This is a genomic window from Bacillus sp. FSL W8-0183 (assembly GCF_038006825.1).
In the GTDB taxonomy this organism is placed as follows: domain Bacteria; phylum Bacillota; class Bacilli; order Bacillales; family Bacillaceae; genus Bacillus; species Bacillus altitudinis.
This window is the reverse complement of record NZ_JBBOVY010000001.1, coordinates 1,226,642-1,250,921: the sequence shown is the minus strand read 5'-3', so window position 1 is coordinate 1,250,921 and position 24,280 is coordinate 1,226,642. Positions and strand designations below refer to the sequence as shown.

General features: G+C 40.6%; 23 protein-coding genes. 2 read left to right on the top strand and 21 right to left on the bottom strand.

Annotated elements, in window-relative coordinates; translation table 11 throughout:
* Positions 1–489: 489 nt before the first annotated feature.
* The 10 genes from NSQ64_RS06480 to NSQ64_RS06435 form a co-directional block, all read right to left on the bottom strand.
* Positions 490–1,719, bottom strand: a complete 1,230-nt coding sequence (locus NSQ64_RS06480) for an MFS transporter (protein WP_268381744.1) — start codon at positions 1,717–1,719, stop codon at positions 490–492.
* On the bottom strand, positions 1,719–2,315 hold the full coding sequence (locus NSQ64_RS06475; RefSeq protein ID WP_171465176.1) for a formylglycine-generating enzyme family protein: 597 nt from the start codon (positions 2,313–2,315) through the stop codon (positions 1,719–1,721). The genes NSQ64_RS06480 and NSQ64_RS06475 overlap by 1 nt, the downstream gene beginning before the upstream one ends.
* 646 nt (positions 2,316–2,961) lie before the next feature.
* Entirely contained in the window at positions 2,962–3,858 is an 897-nt protein-coding gene (gene opp4C, locus NSQ64_RS06470) for an oligopeptide ABC transporter permease (RefSeq protein WP_171465232.1), read from the bottom strand.
* Between the two features lie 33 nt (positions 3,859–3,891).
* Positions 3,892–4,842, bottom strand: coding sequence for an ABC transporter permease (locus NSQ64_RS06465; protein ID WP_008348492.1), 951 nt, complete (start codon positions 4,840–4,842; stop codon positions 3,892–3,894).
* 77 nt (positions 4,843–4,919) lie between these two features.
* Complete coding sequence (locus NSQ64_RS06460) at positions 4,920–6,554, bottom strand: peptide-binding protein (RefSeq protein WP_341015658.1); 1,635 nt, start codon at positions 6,552–6,554, stop codon at positions 4,920–4,922.
* Between the two features lie 85 nt (positions 6,555–6,639).
* Positions 6,640–7,635 carry an ABC transporter ATP-binding protein gene (locus NSQ64_RS06455; RefSeq protein ID WP_024720061.1) on the bottom strand — a complete coding sequence of 332 codons (996 nt, stop codon included), beginning with the start codon at positions 7,633–7,635 and terminating at the stop codon, positions 6,640–6,642.
* 23 nt (positions 7,636–7,658) lie between these two features.
* Positions 7,659–8,639: an ABC transporter ATP-binding protein gene (locus tag NSQ64_RS06450; RefSeq protein WP_341015655.1), complete on the bottom strand. Its 981-nt coding sequence runs from the start codon at positions 8,637–8,639 to the stop codon at positions 7,659–7,661.
* 169 nt (positions 8,640–8,808) lie between these two features.
* On the bottom strand, positions 8,809–9,603 hold the full coding sequence (locus tag NSQ64_RS06445; RefSeq protein ID WP_056407963.1) for a DUF2268 domain-containing protein: 795 nt from the start codon (positions 9,601–9,603) through the stop codon (positions 8,809–8,811).
* A gap of 77 nt (positions 9,604–9,680) precedes the next feature.
* On the bottom strand, positions 9,681–10,922 hold the full coding sequence (fabF, locus tag NSQ64_RS06440) for a beta-ketoacyl-ACP synthase II (protein WP_100324881.1): 1,242 nt from the start codon (positions 10,920–10,922) through the stop codon (positions 9,681–9,683).
* 21 nt (positions 10,923–10,943) lie between these two features.
* Positions 10,944–11,882 carry a beta-ketoacyl-ACP synthase III gene (locus NSQ64_RS06435; RefSeq protein WP_024720058.1) on the bottom strand — a complete coding sequence of 313 codons (939 nt, stop codon included), beginning with the start codon at positions 11,880–11,882 and terminating at the stop codon, positions 10,944–10,946.
* A 169-nt stretch (positions 11,883–12,051) separates the two neighbouring features.
* On the opposite strand from NSQ64_RS06435, the gene NSQ64_RS06430 reads away from it, so the two are divergent.
* Positions 12,052–12,285 (top strand): hypothetical protein, encoded by a 234-nt coding sequence (locus NSQ64_RS06430; RefSeq protein WP_268381748.1) that lies wholly within the window; start codon positions 12,052–12,054, stop codon positions 12,283–12,285.
* Positions 12,286–12,296: 11 nt separating this feature from the next.
* On the opposite strand, the gene NSQ64_RS06425 is transcribed toward NSQ64_RS06430, so the two are convergent.
* The 4 genes from NSQ64_RS06425 to NSQ64_RS06410 all read right to left on the bottom strand — a co-directional run bounded on the left by NSQ64_RS06425 (position 12,297) and on the right by NSQ64_RS06410 (position 14,953).
* Positions 12,297–12,494 carry a ComZ family protein gene (locus NSQ64_RS06425; protein WP_008348507.1) on the bottom strand — a complete coding sequence of 66 codons (198 nt, stop codon included), beginning with the start codon at positions 12,492–12,494 and terminating at the stop codon, positions 12,297–12,299.
* 11 nt (positions 12,495–12,505) lie between these two features.
* The gene (locus NSQ64_RS06420; RefSeq protein WP_268381749.1) at positions 12,506–13,471 is read right to left on the bottom strand and encodes a BMP family ABC transporter substrate-binding protein; all 966 of its coding nucleotides are present in this window, start codon (positions 13,469–13,471) and stop codon (positions 12,506–12,508) included.
* Positions 13,472–13,561: 90 nt separating this feature from the next.
* Complete coding sequence (locus NSQ64_RS06415) at positions 13,562–14,137, bottom strand: nad binding enzyme (protein WP_268381750.1); 576 nt, start codon at positions 14,135–14,137, stop codon at positions 13,562–13,564.
* A 75-nt stretch (positions 14,138–14,212) separates the two neighbouring features.
* Complete coding sequence (locus NSQ64_RS06410) at positions 14,213–14,953, bottom strand: hypothetical protein (protein ID WP_341015646.1); 741 nt, start codon at positions 14,951–14,953, stop codon at positions 14,213–14,215.
* Positions 14,954–15,165: 212 nt separating this feature from the next.
* Between NSQ64_RS06410 and NSQ64_RS06405 the strand changes: the two genes are divergently transcribed.
* The gene (locus NSQ64_RS06405; protein ID WP_024720055.1) at positions 15,166–15,360 is read left to right on the top strand and encodes a YjzD family protein; all 195 of its coding nucleotides are present in this window, start codon (positions 15,166–15,168) and stop codon (positions 15,358–15,360) included.
* Between the two features lie 119 nt (positions 15,361–15,479).
* Here the strand turns inward: NSQ64_RS06405 and NSQ64_RS06400 are convergent, their stop codons facing one another.
* The 7 genes from NSQ64_RS06400 to argB form a co-directional block, all read right to left on the bottom strand.
* Positions 15,480–16,745, bottom strand: coding sequence for an MFS transporter (locus tag NSQ64_RS06400; protein WP_268381751.1), 1,266 nt, complete (start codon positions 16,743–16,745; stop codon positions 15,480–15,482).
* Positions 16,746–16,915: 170 nt separating this feature from the next.
* Entirely contained in the window at positions 16,916–17,095 is a 180-nt protein-coding gene (locus tag NSQ64_RS06395) for a YjzC family protein (protein ID WP_008348517.1), read from the bottom strand.
* Positions 17,096–17,198: 103 nt separating this feature from the next.
* Positions 17,199–18,149, bottom strand: coding sequence for an ornithine carbamoyltransferase (gene argF, locus NSQ64_RS06390; protein ID WP_268381752.1), 951 nt, complete (start codon positions 18,147–18,149; stop codon positions 17,199–17,201).
* Positions 18,146–21,226 carry a carbamoyl phosphate synthase large subunit gene (locus NSQ64_RS06385; protein WP_341015642.1) on the bottom strand — a complete coding sequence of 1,027 codons (3,081 nt, stop codon included), beginning with the start codon at positions 21,224–21,226 and terminating at the stop codon, positions 18,146–18,148. The genes argF and NSQ64_RS06385 overlap by 4 nt, the downstream gene beginning before the upstream one ends.
* Positions 21,219–22,280 (bottom strand): carbamoyl phosphate synthase small subunit, encoded by a 1,062-nt coding sequence (locus tag NSQ64_RS06380; protein WP_045034690.1) that lies wholly within the window; start codon positions 22,278–22,280, stop codon positions 21,219–21,221. The genes NSQ64_RS06385 and NSQ64_RS06380 overlap by 8 nt, the downstream gene beginning before the upstream one ends.
* A 69-nt stretch (positions 22,281–22,349) precedes the next feature.
* Positions 22,350–23,501, bottom strand: a complete 1,152-nt coding sequence (locus NSQ64_RS06375; RefSeq protein ID WP_008348527.1) for an acetylornithine transaminase — start codon at positions 23,499–23,501, stop codon at positions 22,350–22,352.
* The gene (gene argB, locus NSQ64_RS06370; protein WP_017360181.1) at positions 23,498–24,274 is read right to left on the bottom strand and encodes an acetylglutamate kinase; all 777 of its coding nucleotides are present in this window, start codon (positions 24,272–24,274) and stop codon (positions 23,498–23,500) included. The genes NSQ64_RS06375 and argB overlap by 4 nt, the downstream gene beginning before the upstream one ends.
* Between the last annotated feature and the right edge of the window lie 6 nt (positions 24,275–24,280).

Below are 24,280 nucleotides of genomic sequence, written 5' to 3'. Positions count from 1 at the left end.
AAAAAATACTGGCAATGCCAAGAATGAAGTTAGAGAACATTTGTAAGATGGGAATCGCATGACTCCTATAAGCATGTGGAGTAATGAGTAAGTCCCAGAAATAAACTGCTAATCGGCACATTTAAGAAGGCATTCATTAGACCGATAAAAAAACCAAAAGGTAGACTGACTGTAACCCAAACAGTGCTTCTAGAAACTCAACTGGTATGATAAACTTCATACCAAATCCCATAATGATTGTCGTTGTAATTAAAATACAACCTGGTTTTAATTTTCCAAGCAAGTAAGGAAAAAGCTTCAATCATCCTAAAATGAAAACCTAATACTTGAAACTCGTGCAGCAAGATGGAGTTGGATGTGTTTTAAAGTAAAGTCTGCTTTTTCTGATTTCAATGTTAATATTTATTTTAGCAAAATTAAAACACACAAAACAATTGATCAATTCATATAACCAATTTCCGTTAACGCTCCTCTTTCTAAAGTCAACTCTCAGACAGAAGTATACTTTTTTTCATTCTTGTAATTAAAGTTTTTCATACATAAATATGATGTGATGAATAGAGCAGCAAATACGATGATGAATAAAATAAGATATCCATATTGAGATTTTCCAGCTGGCACAACAGTTATAGTTAAAGTTCCAATTAAAGCAATCTGACCTAATAACTTACATGCATTAATTAATGAGTTGACACGTCCCATATATGCATTATCAACATGTTGGAACATATAACTTTTTCTAAATACTCTAATGGCAGCATTTGAATGACCCCAAAAAAAACTTGCTACAATAAATGTCACAGAGTGAGGGAAAAGAAAGATAACGACTGTTGAAATAGCAAATACGATCATAAACATAATGACACCTTGAATATGTGGAAGTCTCTTTGACATTTGATAGGCTACGAAACCAGCGCCAATTGCTCCGACTGCGTAAAAGATATTTGCAATACCAATTACTGAGGGACCTTCATTCAAAAATTGATAAATAAAAATTGGATCCAAATAATTTGCCACAATAATAACAATACTAGGCACAAAAGTCGTTAATAAAATTACGAACAAAACTTTCCGTTGAGTTAGGTATTGAAGTGAAGACCTAAAGTTAACCCAGTATGATACACTCTTCGTGGCATTGGTCTCCTCTTCTACCACACGACTTCGTTGATAAGGAAGTTTGTATATGATAATTGAAGCGGCAAGAAATGTCACGATATTCATAACCAATATAAGGGTGATGGATATTTGACCGATCATAAAAGCGGCTAAACTAGAGCTAATCATCAAAGCTGCTTGCCCCTGAACTTCTAAACTACTATTGACTTTACTATACTCATCCTCTTTAAACATTTCTTGAGTTAAAGCTGATAACGTTGGGTATTTTATTGAATCATAAATTGTATTATATAGTGTTAATAAAACGACAAGAAAAATATTAAGGAAATTTGAAATATCAAAGAGGATGAGAAAAACAATCAGCATGAACGCACCTATTAATTCTAATTGCAGGAAGATAGCTTTCCGAGAGTGTCTATCAACCAAGCTTCCTAAAAAGGGCGAAGCAAAGAACACAAAAATCATCGTGACAATGGTTAAAATTCCATACAATACTGATTGATTCAATTGGTCTATCAGCAACCAAATGATTAAATAAGAAGTTACTCCGGTTCCCACAGTTGAAATCAGGTTAGCCGCTAATAGTAACCTTAACTTTCGCATTAAAAAATATATTCCTTTATTAATAGGAGTGATCCATCTTTATTGACTCGATAGCATTGTAAGAATCCATTATTTCCACCAATAATTAAATAATTCTCCCCATTTCCTCCCTTATAATGTTTAATTGCTTTTACATGACCTTTTATATTTACATTCTCAATTATCTCATCGCCCCATGGAAATTCTCTATCATCCCAACTTCCTCTAGCGGCTTTTTCCCACTCGGGTTCAGTTGGAAGATCTATACACTCTCCCAAGGTTTCTGAAGCCCAGTAACAAAACATCAACGCATCTTCAAAATTAATGTGATATGCTGGGAAATCTAAATCGTTATTATTAATATGTTTTTTTATGACTAAGGGCATTTGCACATGTGGATTATTTTGATAAAATTCTTTCATCATTCCAATCGTAACTGGAGTTTCAGAAATCCAATAATCATTTAAATATACTTTTTTCTGAGGGACTTCTTTTAATAACCATTCAAGCGGAACATTATAATTATTTACCATGTTTATAAACTTTTCTTTGTTCCACTCTGTTCCAAAATGAAATTCGCCTGCTTCTATATACTTGAATTTTAAGTTTTTGATCATACCAAAATTTCTCACCTCTCTATACTTAATAAAATGAATCACACAAATTATTTTTTTCTAAATAGGGATTGTTTTCAAGAAAAAAGTCATTGATTGGGAGATATTAATAATGAATTAGAGAAATAAATGTGATATAAATTGCAGAAATACGAAGATAAAATGTTGTGTTACTCTTTGAGGAAAGTAATGTGCTACTTATTATGGGTAGATTATAAAGAATATCTATATATTACTCTACCATATTATTCATTTTAAGTAAATAATTAGATATTATATTTTTTGGTTTTTATATATTTTTTTCTTATGCAAATTAATTTAGTATAATCTTCCTTCATCTCTATATCTAAATTAATGCCATTAGAATTAGAAATACTAAAAAAATCGATCATAAACTCCATCTCCTCCGTAATTGACTGCCTGTTACAATAAAGGACAGCTTTTCAGCCCTTAAATAGGTCAAAAAAACTATTGAAACGAAAAAACAATATCTTAGCAACAGGAAAAGGAGTTTACCAAACCTTCAATCATTAAATAATCCAAACTCTATCAATTACTTTTCTTGTACCTATATACTTCTAAATATCAAGTGGGAATGAACCATATAATCAGGCTATTGAGATCTTTCTACAGCCTGATTATGACTCGTTCATATCCTCTTAGGATCAAATGAATCTCTTAAGCCATCTCCTAAAAAGTTAAAGCAAAGAACCGTTATTAAAATAAAGAGACCTGGGAAAAGCGGATACCACCAAGCTTGCACCATAATCGAGAAATTTTGTGCATCTTGCAGCATGTTGCCCCAGCTTGCCGTTGGCGGCTGAATACCAAAGCCAAGATAGCTGAGCGTTGATTCAGCTAAAATCACGGAGCCTACTTTTAATGTAGCCGATACAATAATAGGACCGATACAGTTCGGTAAAATATGCGAAAAGATGATGACATGATTTTTCGTTCCAATGGTTCTCGCCGCGAGTACGAACTCTCTTGTTCGAAGTGATAAGAATTCACTGCGGATGAGCCTGGCCGTTGTTGTCCAGCCGGTCAAAGCAAAGATTAAAATCAATTTATCAACGCCCGGCTTGAAAATGGTGACGAGCGTGATCAATAGAAAAATGTCTGGAATCGACAACACGACATCCACAAACCTCATTAACAAGGAATCAACAAATCCTTTGAAATACCCCGCGACCGCGCCAACGACAGTGCCAATGGTGATTGCACCGACCACTGAGACGAAACCGACCAATAAAGAGACCCGCGCGCCATATAGCACCCTTGAGAAAATATCGCGTCCAAACTTGTCAGTGCCCATAAAATGCTCAGCACTTGGCGGCTGAAGCCGCTTCAATAAATCTTGCTGCTCTGGTGCATATGGAGCGATCACTGGAGCGAAAATGGCAGAAAAGATAATGATCAATAAGATCACGGAGCCGGCAACCGCCAATTTATTTTTGAAAAATTTCTCGCAAAATAAACGCAGCATCGTCTCTGGTTTTGGTGGAAGGCCTTCTTTTAATTTGAGATCAACTGGAGGTGTTCCCATATTAGGTTGTGCCAATTGTGCTTCAGCTCCCTTCTAATATTCAATACGCGGATCAACGATCGCATAGAGAATATCCGCTATTAAGTTTCCAACGACCACGAGCACAGCAGAGATAACAGTCATCGCCATAATGACGGGATAATCTCTTGAAAAAGCAGAATCGATAAACAGTTTCCCAAGCCCTGGCCATGTGAAGATTTGTTCCACCACGACTGCGCCGCCAATAAAGGATGGAATCATGAGTCCAAAGATCGTAATAACAGGCATCAGACCGTTTCTCAATCCATGTTTGAAGATGACTTTGTTCTCTCTAAAACCTTTCGCTCGCGCCGTGCGAATGTAATCCTGCCGCATCACATCGAGCATACTTGACCTTGTATAACGTGTAAGGCCGGCCATATCAGCCGTTGCTAAAACAAAGGCCGGTAAAATAATATGATGAAGCCGGTCAAATAGATTAAAATCTGCATTTAAGGTAGAGACACCCCCGGTCGGAAACCATCCTAAATTCACTGATAACACCATAATAAGGATCAAACCAAACCAAAAATTCGGAATAGCCAGTCCGATAAATGATGTAACCGTAATACCATAGTCAAGTTTTGTATACGGACGTTTTGCTGAAAGAACACCAAATGGGATGGCAATGATCAGGGCAACTAATGTAGAAAAGATCATGAGGATGAGGGTATTTGGCAGCCGGGCAAAAATCAAATCCGACACGGGCGTTCCTTTTTTTACAATGGATGTGCCAAAGTCACCTTGAAGCATATTACCGAGCCATTTCATATATTGCACATATTCAGGATCGTTCAAGCCGTACTTATCAATAAAGGCTTCCCGGTCTGCGGCACTAATGGTCGGGTCCATCATGAGTGACATCGGATCGCCTGGTGCTGCTTTCATAATCGCAAAGGACAAAATCGTAATACCAAACAAAATCGGGATAGAAAGAAGTGTCCTTCTAATGATATATGTAACCATGTGCACAACTCCTTTTTCATCGGATGGCCATACTATGATGAAAAAAGGGGAGACCCCTCCCCTTCTTCACTAGCAGACTACTGTTCAATCCACCATTTTTCGATTTTGTAATATTCATCTTTCGGGTGGTAAGAGTAGCCTTGTAGATTAGATGGCATCGCGCGATGTGAGTTGGCATAATAAAGGAACGTATACGGCTGGTCTTCTGCAATCAGCTCATAAATTTTTTCATACGCCTTTGAATACTCTTTACGATCACTCAAGTTTTTGGCATCAACTAGCAGTTTATCGACTTCTTCATTTTTATACCAAATGTTATTTAAGCCTTTTTCAGACTGACTTGAATGGAAAATGCTGTATTGGTCAGGGAATGTCGCTAAGCTCCAGCCGAGTAATAACGCATCATAATCCCATTTTGGCGGGGTTGTTTGTTCGATTAATGCACTAAATTCTACAATTTGCGGTTTTGCTTCAATGCCAATTTCTTTGAGCTGCTGCTGGACAACGACAGCAATATCTTCACGGACTTTGTTTCCTTGGTTCGTCTTCAAGACGAAGGAGAACTTCTTACCGTCCTTATCCAGATAACCATCTCCATCTGTATCCTCCCAGCCTTCTTCTTTCAGCATCTTTTTCGCTTTTTCTTGATCAAATTCAAATACTGGGACTTTTTCATTTTTAGGGTAGTTCCATGACAGCGGGCTTTCTGGGATGTTGGCTACTTTCCCGTCTCCATTTAACACTTGATCGACAATCGTTTGACGATCAATGGCATGGGTAAGAGCTTGACGGACTTTTTTACTTTTGAACAGTTCGTTTTTCTGATTCCAGCCAATATACGAATAATTTAGCCCTAGATCAGATTCGATTTTGATGTTACTAACTTTTTCAGCTGTTTGCAGTTCTGCTCCAGGCACTGCAAAGAAATCAATATCACCTGCGGATAGCTGAGCCATGGCTGCATTTTGATCAGGAATCGTTTTAATGGTGACTGTATCAAGGTATGGCCGTCCATCCCAATAGTCATCAAATGCTTCGAGTTTGACATAGTCTCCTTCTTTCCACTCGGCAAATTTAAATGGACCGGAGCCGATTGGATTTTTTCGGTTAAATTCATTTTCGCCAAGATCCTTTATAGGGACATCACCTAAAATATGCTTTGGTAAAATCCCATAGCTTCCTAGCGTGACATTATAAAAATATGGATCTTTTTTATTCAGCTTAAATTCGACCGAATAGTCCCCTGTTTTTTTGACAGACTCTAATACTTCAAAGCCTGATCCACGCTCACCATTGTAATCCTTATTGATCGGAATGCTGTATGTAAACACAACATCATCAGCAGTCAGTTCTTCTCCATCATGAAACTTCACGCCTTTTCTAATGGTCACATCAAACTGTTTGCCGTCATCGGATTCTTTAATATCTTCTGCCAACGCCAGCTGTGGGTTTAGCTTTCCATCTGTTTGTAGTAAAAAGCTATAGATTCTTTCTTCAATATCAGAACTTGCCACGTCTGTTGAGTAAAGTGAGTTAAATAATGTAGGCTCTGCAATCGAACCAATGACAAGATCGCCGCCTTGTACAGGTTTACCTGTGGATTTCTTTTCACTGTCTCCAGACGTTTTATTTTCACCAGAACAAGCAGCAAGGATCAATGTAAAGATCAGCAGCAAACTGACCAAAATGGACTTTCTCTTTCTATCTTTCATAGACAATTCCCCCTATCTTTTTTAAAAAATGATGACAGAAGCCCGTTTTATCCCCCCTCTCAAAGATGAGATCATACAAGCGTGATCAAGCGTCGTAGAGGTGGCAGGCCACAAAGTGGTTCGTTTTTAATTCTTGAAATTGTGGTACTTTTTCTTTACAGACTTCTTTCGCATGCGGGCATCTTGTATGAAACACACAGCCTTTTGGCGGATTTGCAGGGCTTGGTAAATCCCCTTGCAGCATAATCCGTTCCCTTTTCATCTGACCTTTTTTACGGGTGACTGGAACGGAAGATAAAAGCGCCTGTGTATACGGATGAAGCGGATCATCGTACAGGCTATGCTTATCTGCAAGTTCCATCATTTTGCCAAGATACATGACGCCCACTCGATCACTAATGTGGCGGACCACACTGAGATCGTGAGAGATAAAGAGATAGGTGAGGTCAAACTCTTCTTGAAGCTCTTCCATCAAATTGATGACCTGCGCCTGAATGGAGACGTCAAGCGCTGAAACAGGCTCATCTGCTATGATCATTTCAGGATTCATGGCAAGTGCACGAGCGATACCGATCCGCTGCCTTTGTCCGCCGGAGAATTCGTGCGGGTATCGATTCGCAAAACTTGGGTGAAGGCCGACTTTGGATAAAAGCTGTTCTACTTTTTCATTTCTTTCTTTTAAGGAATATAAGTGATGTGTTTTGTAGGGTTCTTTGATGATACTTCGAAGTGTTTTTCTAGGGTTGAGTGATGCAAAGGGATCTTGAAAAACCATTTGGATGTTTTTCCTTGTTGATTGTCTTAGTTTTGATTCAGATACATGAGAGATATCTTGCCCTTTAAATAGAATTTGTCCTTCTGTTGGTTCATATAAACGAATCATCGTCCGTCCTAATGTGGATTTACCGCATCCAGACTCTCCAACGATGCCTAACGTTTCGCCTTTATAAATGTTTAAGTCGATGCCGTCAACCGCTTTGACTGCTCCTACTTTCTTTTGCAGCACCCCAGCTTTAATCGGAAAGTGTTTTCGTATATTTTTTAATTCCAGGATGGTTTCTTTCTCAGATCGATCTGTCATGTATGGTTGATTTTCAGCAAGTGTCATGTTTGGCTTGCCTCCTCATATAAGAAACACCTGACGCTTCTACCATTTTCAAAGGTTGTCAGTTTGGGCAATTCACCTATGCAGCGTTCCATTACTTTCGGGCATCTAGGCGCAAAACGGCATCCTGTCGGAAGCTGATCTGGCGCAGGGACATTTCCTTTTATCGCCGTTAATGGCTGAATGTCTCCGTCAATGACTGGAATGGATTCAAGCAGTCCTTCTGTGTATGGGTGAAGCGGCTGATCAAACAACTCTTCAACGGTTCCATTTTCAACAACCTGTCCGCAGTACATGACAATGACGCGGTCTGCTACTTCCGACACAACACCTAAATCATGCGTAATGAGAAGTATAGATGTACCAAAGGTCGAACATAAATCTTTCATTAAGGTCAGCACCTGGGCTTGTATGGTCACATCGAGAGCAGTAGTCGGCTCATCCGCAATGAGGAGCTTCGGATCACAGCTTAGCGCAATGGCGATCATGACTCGTTGACGCATACCGCCGGATAAACGGTGCGGGTAATCTTTGATGATTTGTTCTGGCCTGGAAAAGCCTACAAGCTTTAGCAAGTCAATCGCTTTTTTGGTCGCTTCTTTTTTTGAAAGTTTTTTGTGGTAAATGAGGATTTCTGTTATTTGTTCCCCGATGGTTAAGACGGGATTAAGTGAGGTCATGGGTTCCTGAAAGATCATGGATACATCATTACCGCGAATATTGCACAATTCCTTTTCACTATATGTAACAAGGTCTTTTCCATCAAGCTTAATGGAACCATCCATAATCTTCCCACCAGTCCCATTAATCAGACCCATGATGGATAAAGACGTAATACTTTTACCAGACCCAGACTCACCGACTAATGCGACTGTTTCCCCTTTTTTGATACTAAAATCAACGCCATCAACAGCAGGTATTGGTTCCTTTTTTCGAAAAAAATAGGTTTTTAAGTTTTGCACTTCAAGCAGTGTGCTCATGCATTCGCCCCTTTCTCCATAGATTAAATGAACCGGATCAAAAAATCTGTCTTTTTAGAATAAAAAGAATTATCAAAATTTATATTTGTATATTATTACATCAGCATGACGAAATCAAGAAGTATTTAGTAAAATTGTAATATGTCACTTTTTTTGTGAATGTTTGTATTTATGATTCTATCGCCTTTAAAAACGTTTCCGCTGGCTCCGCAATCATAGACTCCTCGCTGATTCGGTGCTCATCGAAATACTTTTTCACGATATAAAATCCAGTGGCATAGCCAAGCATTTTGGGGTAGTTCCCTTTTCCATAAAGGAGATTCTGTATCAGCCTTTCGTCGTCCTGCACTTTCTGATAAAGGTGACTGGATACCCATTTCTTGTACATGCGCTGCAGCTGCGATTCGTCATATAAAGTCGTCCACTTTGCTGTATAGCTTTCTCCATATCTATGATACACAGCATATTCAGCGAGCCCCTCCATCATGATTGTATCAAGGAATGTAAAATCTTTTTCTTCTTTCGTGAGAAAATGCAACCTGCATACATGATGATATTCATGCGTCAGCAACGTACCGATTCGCTCCTTCGGTGTATGTGGGGATAAAAAAAGAAAGATTTTGTCATCAAATGCCATGCCTGATTGAAAGTAAAATTGTTCTCTGATCTCTTTGCTGCTCTCATTAACAGGCAAAATAAAGACGGGGACATCAGGACCTCCCCACTTTTTTTGCAGCGCTTTGTATTCTTTCATCACAAGCTTGAAATACCCTTTTTCTTTGAGCTTGTCGATCATTTCCTGGCAGGCGTTCCATGATCGCACCATTCCGTGATGTTGTAAATGGGCGAGAATAGATGATCCTTCTTTTTTCTCCGCTCCTTTAAAATAAGGGACAAAACGTGCCGCCAGCTCCTGAAATGATGATGATTGTTGGATGAGATATTGTGTATTGATCAGACCCATACCGCTGAACACCTCCATTTTCATCATATGCAAAAAGGCGGCGATCTGTTTATAGATCGCCGCCTTCTTAAGACATATTACGCTTCGTATTTTTTGAAGATAATTGTCGCATTGTGCCCGCCAAAACCAAGTGAGTTGCTCAACGCAACTTGTACTTCTTTTGAACGTGCTTCATTTGCTACATAATCAAGATCACATTCTTCATCTGGTGTTTCAAGGTTAATCGTTGGCGGAATGACACTGTCTTTAATCGCCAGAACAGAGAAAATCGCTTCTACTCCGCCTGCTGCACCAAGTAAATGACCTGTCATTGATTTTGTCGAACTGATCGCAAGCTGATTCGCATGCTCTCCGAACACTTCTTTAATCGCCATTGTTTCAAACTTATCATTATACGGTGTGCTTGTTCCGTGGGCATTGATATAATCAATTTCTTCCACTGTTAAACCTGCATCACGAATTGCTTCTTTCATTGCACGTACGCCGCCTTCTCCGTTTGGAGCAGGTGCTGTGATATGGTATGCATCTCCAGTTGAACCGTAGCCAACGATTTCTGCATAAATGGTCGCACCACGTTTTAACGCATGCTCTAATTCTTCAAGAACAACAATTCCCGCTCCCTCACCCATAACAAATCCGTCACGGTTTTTATCAAATGGACGACTTGCTGTATCTGGATCAGGATTTGTCGAAAGGGCTTTGTTTGCACAGAAACCAGCAAACGACATTTTCGTTAATGGTGCTTCTGTTCCACCTGTAATCATCGCATCTGCATCTCCGCGCTGAATCACTTTAAAGGCATCACCAATGGAGTTTGTTCCTGTCGCACATGCTGTCACTGTACAAGAGTTAACCCCTTTTGCGCCAAGTGCAATCGAAATTTGACCTGTCGCCATATCTGGAATCATCATTGGAACGAAGAACGGGCTTACGCGTCTAGCTCCTTTATTTGAATACACTTCGAATTGCTCTTCGAATGTTTCAAGTCCGCCAATACCAGATCCAACCCATACCCCAACACGAGGTGCGTTTTCATCTGTAATTTCGAGGCGTGAATCTTCTAAAGCCTTTTGAGCAGCAACGACTGCATATTGTGTGAAGCGTGCCATCTTTCTCGCTTCTTTTTTCTCCATGTAATCTTCGATGTTAAAATCTTTTAGTTCTGCTGCTACTTTTGCTGTATATTCACTTGAATCAACACGTGTGATCGGGCCAACACCTGATACACCTGATACAGCATTTTTCCATGTTGTCTCTACATCGTTGCCAAGAGGTGTCAAAGCACCTAATCCTGTAACAACTACTCGTTTCTTATCCATTAATTTGTGCACCCCACTCTTTTATCGGCCCCATCGCATAGCGATTGCGCCCCACGTTAATCCGCCACCAAAACCAACCATTACAATCACATCGCCGTCATGAATTTTTCCGGCTTCGATTTCTTCACATAATGAAATTGGAATGGATGCTGCTGATGTGTTTCCATATTTATGGACTGTTTTCGACATTTTTTCAACTGGCAGCTCTAAGCGTTCGCGTGCTGCTTCCATAATGCGAATATTTGCTTGATGCGGAATCAAGAAGTCTACGTCTTCTTTTGATAGTCCAGCTTTTTCAATCACGTTTACACTTGACTCGCCCATTTGTCTAACAGCAAATTTAAATACTTCTCTTCCATTCATGATTGTATGATCTTTTTCATCTAAGTACAAGTGCTTCCCGCCTCTTCCATCGGCTCCAAGCTCAAATGATAGAATTCCCTTGCCTTCGCTGACTGTTCCTAGTACAGCAGCACCTGCTCCATCTCCAAACAAAACAGCTGTGTTGCGGTCATCCCAGTCGGTAATGCGAGAAAGCTTTTCTACACCAACGACAAGCACATGTTTGTAAGTGCCAGATTCGATAAATTGTTTTCCAGTAACAAGCCCATACATAAAGCCAGCGCAGGCAGCGCTAATATCCATTGCACATGCTTTATGTGCACCGAGCTGCTCTTGAATCATACAAGCGACTGTCGGAAATGCTTGATCTGGCGTAACTGTCGCTACAAGAATCATATCAATATCTTCTGCAGCCACATCTGCGTCAGCTAATGCTTTTTTTGCAGCAGCAAGCGCCATATGAGATGTATTGACATCATCAGATGCAATTCTTCTTTCTTCTATACCTGTTCTAGTACGAATCCACTCGTCAGAAGTTTCAACCATTTTTTCTAAATCGCGATTTGTTAATACTTTTTCAGGTATATAGCGGCCAAGGCCAATAATTCCAGCATTCATTGAATAAGACTCCTTTTACTCATACGAGCATGTGATATTGTGATCTTATATTAGTATCTGGTACTAATTTTACCTTATTTTTTTCTCCTTGGCAATACAAACGTCTAACCTTTCCTCTCACTTTTTTCATAGATTAATGATATACCAATAGTAGAAAGGAACATGTGATATGGCGCAAAAGGATATTTTCTCAGCAATGATGTTTGGTCAGCCGCTTGAAAAGGAGAAAAGCAAGACAGAAAAAAAGGAGGAGCGTGCAGAGACTTCTTCAAGTGATGACTCCATTGACTACATGCATGTCATGAATCAAATTGGAAACATTATGAACTCCATCGATGAGCTGAAGCCTGTGTTTAAAGATGTTGGTCCTATGATTAGTGCCTTCAGGAAAAAATTATCATAAAAAAAAAGCCACTATTCTGTGGCTTTTTCTGATGCTGCATCTGCTTTTCCAAGCTCATATGCCTCTTGCATGACAGATGTAAACAAAGAGAGAAGCGGCTGAAGTGCTTGTGGATCAAGCTGAATCCCTGCTTTATCTAATTCTTCTTTTGCTTGTGGAAAATACTTCATCGCAATTTGTAAAAACTCCATCGATTTTTCGTGTTGCATGTTCAACGTCCTCACTTTTCATTTGGCAATTTGCCTGTTTTTTTGTAATTCGCAATATCCTTCTCAATGTCTTTCACAAAAGCGCGGTCTATGGTTGAGCTAAATTTCCCCATTTCGATCACTCCTTCTTTAAAGTCAAAGGAGTACTCACCTTGTTCGTTTAGCTTGCCTTCATTAAACTTCTTCGCAATGATACTGTACGCTTTATCGACATGCTGTACAGTGCTAGTTAACACCGTATGGCTTCCAAGGTTGGATTGATCAGTGACATATCCGATCGCAGATAAATTGTCGGTTTTGATTTGTTCAATGACAGGGATATTATAACCATCACCTGCTGGATACACAACATCTACACCTTGTTTTTTCAATTTTTGATAGAGGTTCACCGCTTTGTCAGCATCATCCCAGTTTTCGACAAATTCCGCTAGGACTTGCACATGTTCGTCCTGATATTTTGCACCTTTGATAAAACCGTCTACTTCACTTTGCCAATCATATGTAGCCAGAATACCAATCTTTTTTGTTTTGGACATATGTGCTGCTGTCATGCCTCCGAAAAAGCCCATTGCTTCTCCTTTAAACGTGACGTTTGTGACATTATCAGCTTGAGGCTTGCTTCCATTGACCGTGATAAATTGTGTTTTCGGATAATCTTCACTGATCAAGTTGAAAATTTCGCTGTATTCATTGCCATGGCCAATAATCAAATTGACTCCTTTTTTATGAAATTCTTCAATGGCATCAACGATTTTCTCCTTGTCGACCATCCCTTCCTTATAATAAACATCTACACCAAATGTTGATTGGATATTTAATAAGCCTTTATAACCTTTCGTTCCCCAAACTTGATCATTAATCGTATCGGGAACGAGTAAACCCACCTTCTCAATATGTCCTTTTAACGGCGCCTGCGAGCAGGCAGATAGCATAAGAAGAAGGAACGAAAAGATCATGACAAGCCGCTGGTACTTCATGCCATGTTCAACTCCCTTTGCAACACGCAGGCATGAACCTGTATGTTAAATATAGGTTTATTTTATACTGAAAAAAGATAAGATGGAAGATCATTCTTGCTTTTTGTCGAAAAATGTTGAGTTTTGTCTTTTCCATTCTTCTATGATTTCTTCTGCTTGTTTGTCACCTGTTTGTCTTTCTACCTTCAATTGATGGATCATTTCCTGCCTTTGATCAGTCCGTGCCCACTTTAAAAGCTCCTTTGCGACATCTTCTACAAAAAATGCGTGATCGTCCTTTATTCGTCTCTCTTCATTGAGTGTCCACGGACCAAACATGCGTGGAAGGATAACAGCCGAAACGCTTTGTTCATGCGAAATGCTTTCGGGTTCTTCGTAAAACAAGCGGTATATGCCATGCTTCGCTTCGAGGTCTGTCTCTCTGTTCATTGAATCATCTAATTGAAAAAAGATCAGGTCATATGCCTCTTTCCTATCTTGACCCTCAATAACGCGGACAAGATCATTGCGGCCGAGCCACATCATCCGCTCTTCTAATAACATTTTTTGCTCCTCTGACTGCTCCTTAGGATATGTGATATCCACTTGTATGCCCTCTTTCATCATATATTCACAAAGTGTCAGTCCAAAAAATTCATCTGCACCTATGATCAGTCCTGTTTCCATGTTCATGTCCCCTTTTTTAGCATATCGAATAAAAAGAAGAGCCCTTTCCATGAAGGGCTCTTATCATCCTATTCATTACAATTCTCTTTCATGCGATTTATAAAACTTGTGAATGGACTGAAAGATTCTTCTTGGATGATCAAACATATGCAAGGTAAGGTCCATCTGACAATGGTCTGGATTCATCATATGTTGATCAATAAATGGCTTTGCATGTAGTTCATAGGCATACGGTGCGCCGTTTAGTCTCTGCCATATATGAATCGGTACATGAGCTGAATGAACGGGGCAAGAAGGATGTGGATACGTTTCTGCTTCCTTTGCAGAGCACCCATAGCTCTGTGCGAGTTCTTTCATGAACTGTTTGTAGAAGAATTTGTGTTCCTTTTCTCTTTCTCTTTGTGCTTGCAGGTGTAAACATGGATTCATCATGGCTATAGACCTTAGCACTTCTGGCATTTCTTCGGCAAGACTCATGGCGACAAGTGCGCCCATTCCCTCTGCCAGCACATGAATTTCGCGGTTTAATATTTCTTGTTTTAATGTGTGATGAACAAGCTGTTTCGCACTAAAAACAGCATCTTCACATCCCCAGTGATTCCCATGAAGATGACTATTAAACAATGTATATCCTTCATCCTTTAAAGCAGTTAAAAGCTGGTTTCTCCCGTAATGCTGAAGCCAGAATGATGTATTTTCCTGCACAAAGTGATTTCGGTCACCGAGGATTAGAATGCCAAAGCCATTTGGTTTTTGAGGAAGGTGAATGACGTTCCACTGGGAACCAAGCTGGAAAAAACGTTCGCTTACACCCATATGGCCAGCCTCCTTTCAGTGATTCTGCTTTCTATGATATGAACAACAACTCTTGTAGGAATAAGGAAATCCCCTAAAGACAGAAGAATTCTTTTTATTTTTATAGTAGAAGGTCTCAAAATGGTCACATAAAGGCGGAAAACAGTCTTTTCTCTGAACTCGTATCTATGGTATGATAGTCAATAGATTGTTACATAAAGGACGGTGGAATAATGCATTACATTATCACCCTCATTTGGACTTTTCTGCTGACACATATGGCTGGTTACATCGTTTCATCTATGAATGGAGCTGCTTATGATTTTACGTTAACTTCCATTCTTGCCATAGTGTTTACGGTTATTTTATTCATCTTTGCTGAAGTAAGTCCAATGAAAGAAACAGAAAGTTCAACAGAACATTCTTAATATTGCTGGAAAAGAGCTAATGATTTGAGATTAGCTCTTTTTCTTTTTTTCAGAATGATGACTAGAAGTTGAGAGCGCACGCTAAAACCCCCTGCCGTCAATTACAGGGGGTTTTTGAGTTACACCTCAACCGTTTCGGACTTCTGTTTGTCTGCTGACAAATGGCTTTTCGCAAGCCCTGTGAACAGGAAGATCGCGATGCCCGATAAAATTTCAAGCACACCACCCCCCGCAATGACAGGTCCTGCTCCAAAGCGTTCTGCCAGGACGCCCGATATGACGGCTGCAAGCGGGAGAAAGACATTTGATGACGCATTGATCACGGCATATACTTGCGGCTGATCTTCTTGGTCAACAGACGTTTGAATAATGACCATCTCTGGGACATTGATCGCACTGACGGCTGCACCAAAAATAAAGGAAGCTAGAAGAACGACTGGAAGCCATGTACTCATTCCAGTGATAACGAATGCAGCTCCTTCAATCATGCCTGCGACAATAAAGAACAAGCCGAATCTTTTGATTTTCACCTTCGCCAGTGCAAAGCCCATCATAAACGCACCGACTGCAGCGACACCTCTTAAAATGGAATACACCATTGAATCACTTTGCAGCGCTTCTGCTACATATACAGCGGATAATGCCTGCCACGGAGCTGCGGCGACATTCATTAAAATACAATAAAGGGTTAGTGCAAATAAAATATGATGATTTTTAACGACTAGAAAGCCTCTTTTTAAGTTATACAGATATGTATTCTTTGCTTGCTTAATGTCTGCTGCTTTTTCTGCATCTGACTTTTGGAGTTTAACGCCAATAATGAACAAGCCCGATATGATAAATAAAGCAGTGGTGATCAGAAGCGTATCTGCAGGGCCAATTAATTTGACCAAAAGACCAGCGACCATCACCGCAGCAAGTGCGACAATTTCAAAAGATGATTGCAGGATCGCATTTGCTTTTTGAATGAGATGCTTTGGAACAATCTGCGGCAGGATGGCCACAGAAGCCGGGTTATAGGCTGCACCTGTTGCCGATTGAATAACCATTAATGAGATCAATAACCATAGAGGCAATATGTGCGAAAAATGCAGTAGTGGAATAATGAGTACAATGGTTGCTCGAATGACATCTGAAGCAAACATCCATTTAGATAAATGATGTCTTTTCATAAGAGGTCCTAGTATTGGGGCCAACAATGATGAAGGAAGAACTGTCACTGCTAGAAGAAGTCCGGTACCGAGCGCTCCATCCCCTCTTAAAATCAATAACCAAAGAACGGATGTAAAAGCAAAACTTTCTCCTGTATTTTTTATGAGTCTTGATATGAACAATGAGGTGAAGCGTTTATTCCAAACACTTTCACTGAGATTCATCTTTTCCATCACACAAATCCTTTCAACCTTATACTAATTTATACATATTTTACCTTAATCTTTCTTTTTTTCATACTATTTATTTGAAAATTGGAACTTAATTGTTTTTTATTATAAAGAAAAAAGAGGCATGACACATGCCTCTAAAGACTTATTCATATGGACTCTTAGTCAATTGCTTACGGCTTTCTTTGGTAAGTCCAAACACGGTTATGGTTCGAGTTATCCGGAAAGACGTCTCCTGCTTTAAGCTTTATCTTTAAAGGATCTTTCACCATACTACCGGTCTCACCGATTTCGATATAAACACCATTATTAGGTGCTTTATTACCAGATTTAAACTGATGCTGTTGACCCATTTCCATCCTCCTTTCTCGATTGATGTTATTATGTCCCGTCCATTGCCTCTCCAATCCAATATGTAAAAAGTCCCTGCTCAGTCGAGACAGGGACACTTGTGATTTATTTAGGTTGTTGATACATGAGCTCTTTGATTAACGCTTTTTGCACATGCAGGCGGTTTTCTGCTTGCTGGAATACTTTAGAGTGTGGTCCATCAATGATATCAGCCGTCACTTCTTCTCCGCGATGTGCCGGCAGACAATGAAGGAAGATATAATCTGCTGCTGCATGTTGCATGAGTTCCTCATTGACTTGATATTCTTTAAATTCAGCTAGACGTTTCTCTGTTTCAGCTTCCTGTCCCATGCTTGTAAATACGTCTGAATAAATGACATCTGCATCATGAACAGCAGCTACTGGATCTGTTGTGACGATGACTTCTGCGCCTGATTGTTTTGCAAACGCCTGAGCAGTGTCTGTCACCTCTTGAAGAGGTTCATAGCCTTTTGGTGATGCAACGGCAATGTCACAGCCTAACTGCGCGCAGCCGACCATTAAGGAATGAGCCACATTATTCCCATCACCGATGTACGCCACTTTCACACCTTTTAGTGTGCCTTTTGCTTCTTTAATCGTCAGTAAATCAGCCAGTGCCTGACATGGATGAGAGTAGTCCGTTAGTCCGTTGATCACTGGAATAGAGGCGTATTTTGCAAGTTCTTCTACCTTCTCATGTTCAAAGGTTCGAATCATAATGCCATCTACATACCCAGACAGCACCTGCGCTGTATCACCAATCGTTTCTCCTCTGCCAATTTGCAGATCATTTGAGCTGAGGAAGAGCGCATGTCCGCCTAGCTGCGTCATGCCCGCTTCAAACGAGACACGGGTTCTAGTTGAAGATTTTTCAAAGATCATCGCTAATGTTTTTCCTTTGAATAAATCTTGATATGGATGTTGTTTCATTTCTTCTGCTTTTTCAATTAAGTACGCAATGTCATTGATCGAAAAGTCTTTTAACGATAAAAAGTCTTTTCCGTATAATGCCGGTTGCACGTCGACTTGGCTCATGCCGTCACTTCCTTTTTATATAATTCGTGGAGAGATACTGGTGATACATCTCCATCTTTTCCTTGCAGGAACGCTTGCGCCGTTTCATATTCGGTTAAAACTTGAACACCATGTGTGAGTGCTTTTACACGCTGTTCTTTTGCCTCTTCATCATCACCTAAATGAATGTGAAGCGATTTATCGTCTTGTTGCAGCCACGATTCAAAGCTGCCAGTCCAGACGTCAAAGCCTGCTCGTTTTGCTTCATCTACGAATAATTCACTGCCTTGTATAAAGAGGCTTCCTTTCTGTTTCCAGATCGGTGCAAACACTTTTTTCAAGGCGCTTTCGACGTTCTTTCCTACACACATTCCTTCACCCGTCGCCTTCATTTCAGGTGTGAGCTTTAAATCGATATCTTGAATGGCATGTGAGGAGAAGACCGGGAATTTAACAGCTGTGCCCCCCTTATTCTTCGTTGCCGGTTTCAATTCTTCAAGCGTTGCACCAGCTAACAGCTGAGTCGCCATTGGGATCATGTCAACACCCATGACTTTACTTACAACTGGAACAGTCCGGCTTGCCCGAGGATTCACCTCTAATACGAGCGCCTGGTTCCCTTTTATCACAAATTGAATATTCATAATGCCTTTAAAAGCTAATTTCTTTGCGATTTGTTCAGAAGCGTTATACACCTGTCGTTTGATGTCTTCACTAATAGAGACACTTGGTAAGATGGCAAAGCTGTCACCTGAGTGTACGCCCGCTTTTTCAATATGCTCAACAATGGTTGGAATGAATGTCGTTTGTCCGTCTGAAATGAGATCCACTTCCACTTCTTTTCCAGTGACATACTCATCAATTAAGATCGGATAAGGTAAATGATCTGGCTGATCAAGTAGTTCTGCCAATTGAGCTTCTGTATGAACAACGATCATGCCCATTCCACCAATGACATATGATGGACGAATAAGAACAGGGTACCCGATGCTTGCAGCATGCTCCAGTGCTTCTTCTTTTGAATGTGCTGTATCTCCTTTTGCATGAGGAAGATTCAGTTCATCAAGAAGCTGATAGAATAAATCGCGATCTTCTAATGCATCTAGTGTGTCAAAGGACGTGCCTAACAAGGTAACGCCGGCTTTTTCTAAACCTTCCGCCACATTGATTGCTGTCTGCCCGCCAAATTGAACGATGACAAAATCAATTTGCTCCGCTTCAACTACGTTTAAAATATGTTCTAACGTGATCGGCTCAAAGTATAAACGATCTGCAATCTCATAATCGGTACTAACCGTTTCTGGATTATTGTTCATCATGATGGTTTCAAATCCAAGCTTTTGTAAAGTAAGAACGCCGTGAACGGCACTATAATCAAACTCGACCCCTTGCCCAATTCGAATCGGACCAGAGCCAATGATGAGTGCACGCTCCTTTGTTTTCTCTTGATGCTCTCCATCACTTTTGCCAAAGTACGTAGAATAGAAGTAATTCGTTTTTGCATCGAATTCAGCCGCACATGTATCGACAATTTTAAATGAAGCGGCAATGCCATACTCTTGACGAAGCTGTCTGATATCTTGTTCACTGCGATCCGTCAGAGAAGCGATTGTTTCATCAAGGAAGCCTTTTTCTTTCACCTTTCTTAAGGTGTCTTTGGATAGCGTCCCCTGATGATTCTTCAATTCTTGTTCGAGTGTGATCATATTCTTGAAGACATGTAAGAAAAACAGATCAATCTTCGTCGTTTCATGAATCGTTTCAACGGTTTCTTGTCTGGAAAGCAGCTCCATGACAGCGAAGAAACGGCGATCGTCCGGTGTTTTGATTAATTCAAATAACTGTTCAGTCGAATGTTCTTTCAGTTCAGGCAAGTGGAAGCCCTTTGTTTTGATTTCAAGTGATGCGACGGCTTTTTGAATGGCAGATTCTAAATTACGGTCAATCGCCATGACTTCACCAGTCGCCTTCATTTTTGTGCCTAATTTCCGGTCTGCCTGTTTAAATTTATCGAACGGCCAACGCGGGAATTTCACCACGACATAATCGAGTGCCGGCTCAAAGCTAGCATACGTTGTTCCTGTAAGCGGATTTTTCAATTCATCTAGTGTATAACCGACCGCAAGTTTTGCCGCCATTTTGGCAATCGGATAGCCTGTTGCTTTCGATGCAAGAGCAGAAGATCGGCTGACCCGAGGATTGACCTCAATGACAAAATATTCTTTGCTAAGTGGATCAAGAGCGAACTGGATATTACAGCCGCCAACGACATCAAGCGCTGAAATGATTTTTAAGCTCGCTGAACGGAGCATTTGATAATCCTGATCCGTTAATGTCTGTGACGGTGCAACGACAATCGAGTCGCCTGTATGCACACCAACTGGATCGATATTTTCCATGTTACATACAGTGATACACGTATTTTGACGATCTCTCATGACCTCATACTCGACTTCTTTAAAGCCAGCAATGCTTTTTTCAACTAAGCACTGATGAATCGGACTCGCTAGAAGAGCACCTTCAATCAGCGGTTTAAAAGCCTCTTCAGTTAAAGCGATGCCTCCCCCTTTACCACCAAGTGTGTAGGCTGGTCGAAGAATGACAGGAAAGCCCACTTCTTTTGCAAATTGAAGGGCGTCTTTCGCATTATCCACAATTTCACTTTCTGGTACAGGTTCATTCAAATGCTTCATGAGAGCACGGAATTTCTCACGATCTTCACCGTTTTCAATTGTTTCAACTGACGTTCCGAGCAGTTTTACCCCATGCTTTTTCAGCACACCGGCTTTTTCCAGCTCGACAGCAAGGTTTAAAGCCGTCTGTCCGCCAAGATTGGCTAAAAGACCATCTGGTTTCTCTTTTTCAATGATTCTTGTCACTGAATCAACTGAAAGCGGTTCAAAATAAATTTCATCAGCAAATGACTCGTCTGTCATAATGGTTGCTGGGTTGTTATTCACTAAGATGACGTTGTAGCCTTCTTCTTTTAAGGCCATACAACCTTGTGTTCCTGAGTAATCAAATTCTGCTGCCTGACCAATGATGATTGGACCAGACCCGATGACTAGAATGGTTTGTATGCTTTGATCTTTAGGCATGTGCGACTTCTCTCCTTGCTTGTTTCACTTTCTCAATAAAATCATCGAATACCCATTCACTTTCTGCAGGGCCTGGATGTGCTTCTGGATGAAATTGAACGGACATAATCAGCTTCTCTTTATGAATGAATCCTTCAACAGATCCGTCATTCACGTGGAGGAATTTGACGTCCACTTCTTTGTCATTCATGCTTTTTTCATTGACCACATAGCTATGATTTTGGCTTGTCATAAAGACACGTTTTGATTCTGTATCTTGTACAGGATGATTCGCTCCGCGGTGGCCAAAAGGAAGCTTATACGTATCCCCGCCAAGCGCAAGAGCAATTAATTGATGACCTAAGCAAATGCCTAGTGTCGGGAAGGTCATCATGATGTCATGAATGGTTTTTAAATATGGCTTCATTGTTTTTGGATCTCCAGGTCCATTTGACAAAAGGATCGCATCTGGCTTGATATCAAATACCTTTTCCATTTGTTTGTACGGAATCACTGTGACTTTACAGCCGCGCGCTTCGAGTGAGTCCGCAATAGATTTTTTAAAGCCAAAATCAATGAGCGCTACATGTTCCTCGCCGCTTCCTTGTGTGTATACTTCATCTTCTGTGACCTGCTCAATCACATTGTCTTGCTTCATTGCAGGAGGCGTTTCATTTTCGTCTAAACTAAGCACTGCATTCATCGTTCCATTTGCTCGAATGTTCTGCACGACTGCACGAGTATCTGTATGTGTAAGAAGCGGAATGTTCCACTTCTGTAAATAATCTTTTAAGCTTACGGCTGCAAGGTGATGAGAAAAATGGTCAGCTGCCTCATAGACAACGACCGCTTTCACTTGTGGTTTTTTGCTCTCAAAGTCTTCATGATTGATGCCGTAATTTCCGATGAGCGGATATGTGAAGACAATGATTTGTCCTTTATAAGAAGGATCTGTGAGCACCTCCTGATAACCTGTCATCCCTGTAAAAAAGACCACTTCACCTGTCATGCCAGCTTCTCCTGTCAGATCTCCTTCAAAAGAGGCTCCATCTTCTAAATTTAAATAACCTTTCATGCTTGTGTCACCCCATATTGAATAATTAATAATATAAATGCATGTTTATGCGTTTTGGTGTAAAAAAATTTAGACCGTTACTGCTTCATTTGCTAACACTTGAATGATTGCTTCAATGGCTTGATCCAATTCAACTTTTTTGACATTCAGCGGAGGTAATAAACGAATGACATTCGGACCAGCTGGAAGCACAAGCAAACCTTGCTCTCGAAGGGCTGTGATGTAATCACCTACTGGCTGATGACACTCAATTCCTGCCATTAATCCTTTGCCCCTTACTTCTTTCACGATGTTCAGCTGTTTGACTTCTTGCAGTCTCTTTAAGAGGTACGCACCCTTTTCTTTCACTTCTGAAAGAAAGTCTTCTTTGAATATTACATCAAGGGTTGCGTTCACAGCTGACATAGCGAGCATATTGCCACCAAATGTTGTGCCATGAGATCCTGGAGAAAATGCATCCCCTAAAGCTTTTTTCCCTATCACTGCACCGACTGGAAATCCATTTCCTAAACCTTTTGCGGCTGAAATAATATCAGGATCAAGTCCCGATTGCTCATAGGCAAATGCTGTCCCTGTTCGCCCAATACCCGTTTGGATTTCATCTACAATCAGCAGTGCTTGATGTTTTTTGCAAAACGTTTGAACGGCTTCTAGAAATTCAGCTGTAGCTGGATTCACTCCACCTTCACCTTGCACCACTTCCAGCATGACCGCTGCGACATCATCGATTTCACACGCTGTGATCGCTTCAGGGTCATTAAACGGTACATAATGAAAGCCTTCCAGCATCGGTCCAAAACCAGTTTTGATTTTATCTTGACCTGTGGCAGCCATACCAGCATACGTGCGCCCATGGAAAGAGTGCAAAAACGTCACAATATTTGTTTTACCTGTTGCTTTTCGGGCCAATTTGATAGCCCCTTCATTCGCTTCAGCCCCGCTGTTGCAGAAAAATACGAGATCTCCTGAACTGTTGGCTGCCAGCTTTTCCGCTGCTTTTTCTTGCAGTCCATTTTCAAATAGATTTGATACGTGCCAGACCTCATCAAGCTGCTTCTTGATGGCTTGATTGACCTTTGGATGATTGTGACCTAAATTCGTGACCGCAATGCCTTGTATAAAGTCTAAATATTTTTTCCCAGTTGTATCAACTGCCCAAGAACCTTCTGCCTCTTTAATTTCAACATTCCACCGTCCGTACGTTTGAAAGAGATGACTCACAGGACCGCCTCCTTTTGTTTTACAATTCGAGTTCCTTTAAAGGTATCTCCTGTAAAAATACTACCTTTTCCATTCACAATCATGACTTCATCCACATCTCCCGATAAAGCACTTAGCGCAGATTGCACTTTTGGAATCATTCCCCCGGAAATAATACCTTCATCGATGAGCTTGAGAGCTTCTTGTTCGGTGACAACGTCTAACAGCTCACCATTTTTTAAAATTCCTTCCACATCTGTGACAAACATGAGCTTATCAGCTTTCATAGCTCCTGCGACTGCTGATGCTGCAAGATCAGCATTTACATTTAACGTTTGGCATTCTTCGGTCATAGATAGCGGCGCGATGACGGGAATGAATTGTTTCTCCATTAGTGCTTCTGCCATCTCTGGATTGACTTCTTTGATTTCGCCAACGTACCCATATACATCTTGATCGAGAAAATCGGCGACAAGCATCTGTCCATCTTTACCAGATACACCGACAGATGATATATCATGCTTTGCCAACTCTGAAACAAAGTATTTATTCACCGTTCCTGAAAGGACCATTTCGGCTACCTCTAACACCGGCTTTGTTGTTTTGCGCTGTCCATCTACAAATTCCGTTTTCACTTCTAATTTTTGCAGCATGCTCGTGATTTCAGGACCCCCGCCATGTACGATAGCCAGTTTAAATCCAGCAGCTTGAAGTGAGCGGACATTTTCATAAAAGGTATCGGAAAGTTCTCGAATGACACTGCCTCCACACTTGAACACGATCGTTTTATCCATGTCTAT

What these genes read in the sequence shown, in the direction of transcription:
- NSQ64_RS06480 (WP_268381744.1), bottom strand. Translation starts at nt 1,719, where the DNA reads ATGCGAAAGTTAAGGTTACTATTAGCGGCTAACCTGATTTCAACTGTG.
- NSQ64_RS06475 (WP_171465176.1), bottom strand. Translation starts at nt 2,315, where the DNA reads ATGATCAAAAACTTAAAATTCAAGTATATAGAAGCAGGCGAATTTCAT.
- opp4C (WP_171465232.1), bottom strand. Translation starts at nt 3,858, where the DNA reads ATGGGAACACCTCCAGTTGATCTCAAATTAAAAGAAGGCCTTCCACCA.
- NSQ64_RS06465 (WP_008348492.1), bottom strand. Translation starts at nt 4,842, where the DNA reads ATGGTTACATATATCATTAGAAGGACACTTCTTTCTATCCCGATTTTG.
- NSQ64_RS06460 (WP_341015658.1), bottom strand. Translation starts at nt 6,554, where the DNA reads ATGAAAGATAGAAAGAGAAAGTCCATTTTGGTCAGTTTGCTGCTGATC.
- NSQ64_RS06455 (WP_024720061.1), bottom strand. Translation starts at nt 7,635, where the DNA reads ATGACAGATCGATCTGAGAAAGAAACCATCCTGGAATTAAAAAATATA.
- NSQ64_RS06450 (WP_341015655.1), bottom strand. Translation starts at nt 8,639, where the DNA reads ATGAGCACACTGCTTGAAGTGCAAAACTTAAAAACCTATTTTTTTCGA.
- NSQ64_RS06445 (WP_056407963.1), bottom strand. Translation starts at nt 9,603, where the DNA reads ATGGGTCTGATCAATACACAATATCTCATCCAACAATCATCATCATTT.
- fabF (WP_100324881.1), bottom strand. Translation starts at nt 10,922, where the DNA reads ATGGATAAGAAACGAGTAGTTGTTACAGGATTAGGTGCTTTGACACCT.
- NSQ64_RS06435 (WP_024720058.1), bottom strand. Translation starts at nt 11,882, where the DNA reads ATGAATGCTGGAATTATTGGCCTTGGCCGCTATATACCTGAAAAAGTA.
- NSQ64_RS06430 (WP_268381748.1), top strand. Translation starts at nt 12,052, where the DNA reads ATGGCGCAAAAGGATATTTTCTCAGCAATGATGTTTGGTCAGCCGCTT.
- NSQ64_RS06425 (WP_008348507.1), bottom strand. Translation starts at nt 12,494, where the DNA reads ATGCAACACGAAAAATCGATGGAGTTTTTACAAATTGCGATGAAGTAT.
- NSQ64_RS06420 (WP_268381749.1), bottom strand. Translation starts at nt 13,471, where the DNA reads ATGAAGTACCAGCGGCTTGTCATGATCTTTTCGTTCCTTCTTCTTATG.
- NSQ64_RS06415 (WP_268381750.1), bottom strand. Translation starts at nt 14,137, where the DNA reads ATGGAAACAGGACTGATCATAGGTGCAGATGAATTTTTTGGACTGACA.
- NSQ64_RS06410 (WP_341015646.1), bottom strand. Translation starts at nt 14,953, where the DNA reads ATGGGTGTAAGCGAACGTTTTTTCCAGCTTGGTTCCCAGTGGAACGTC.
- NSQ64_RS06405 (WP_024720055.1), top strand. Translation starts at nt 15,166, where the DNA reads ATGCATTACATTATCACCCTCATTTGGACTTTTCTGCTGACACATATG.
- NSQ64_RS06400 (WP_268381751.1), bottom strand. Translation starts at nt 16,745, where the DNA reads ATGGAAAAGATGAATCTCAGTGAAAGTGTTTGGAATAAACGCTTCACC.
- NSQ64_RS06395 (WP_008348517.1), bottom strand. Translation starts at nt 17,095, where the DNA reads ATGGGTCAACAGCATCAGTTTAAATCTGGTAATAAAGCACCTAATAAT.
- argF (WP_268381752.1), bottom strand. Translation starts at nt 18,149, where the DNA reads ATGAGCCAAGTCGACGTGCAACCGGCATTATACGGAAAAGACTTTTTA.
- NSQ64_RS06385 (WP_341015642.1), bottom strand. Translation starts at nt 21,226, where the DNA reads ATGCCTAAAGATCAAAGCATACAAACCATTCTAGTCATCGGGTCTGGT.
- NSQ64_RS06380 (WP_045034690.1), bottom strand. Translation starts at nt 22,280, where the DNA reads ATGAAAGGTTATTTAAATTTAGAAGATGGAGCCTCTTTTGAAGGAGAT.
- argB (WP_017360181.1), bottom strand. Translation starts at nt 24,274, where the DNA reads ATGGATAAAACGATCGTGTTCAAGTGTGGAGGCAGTGTCATTCGAGAA.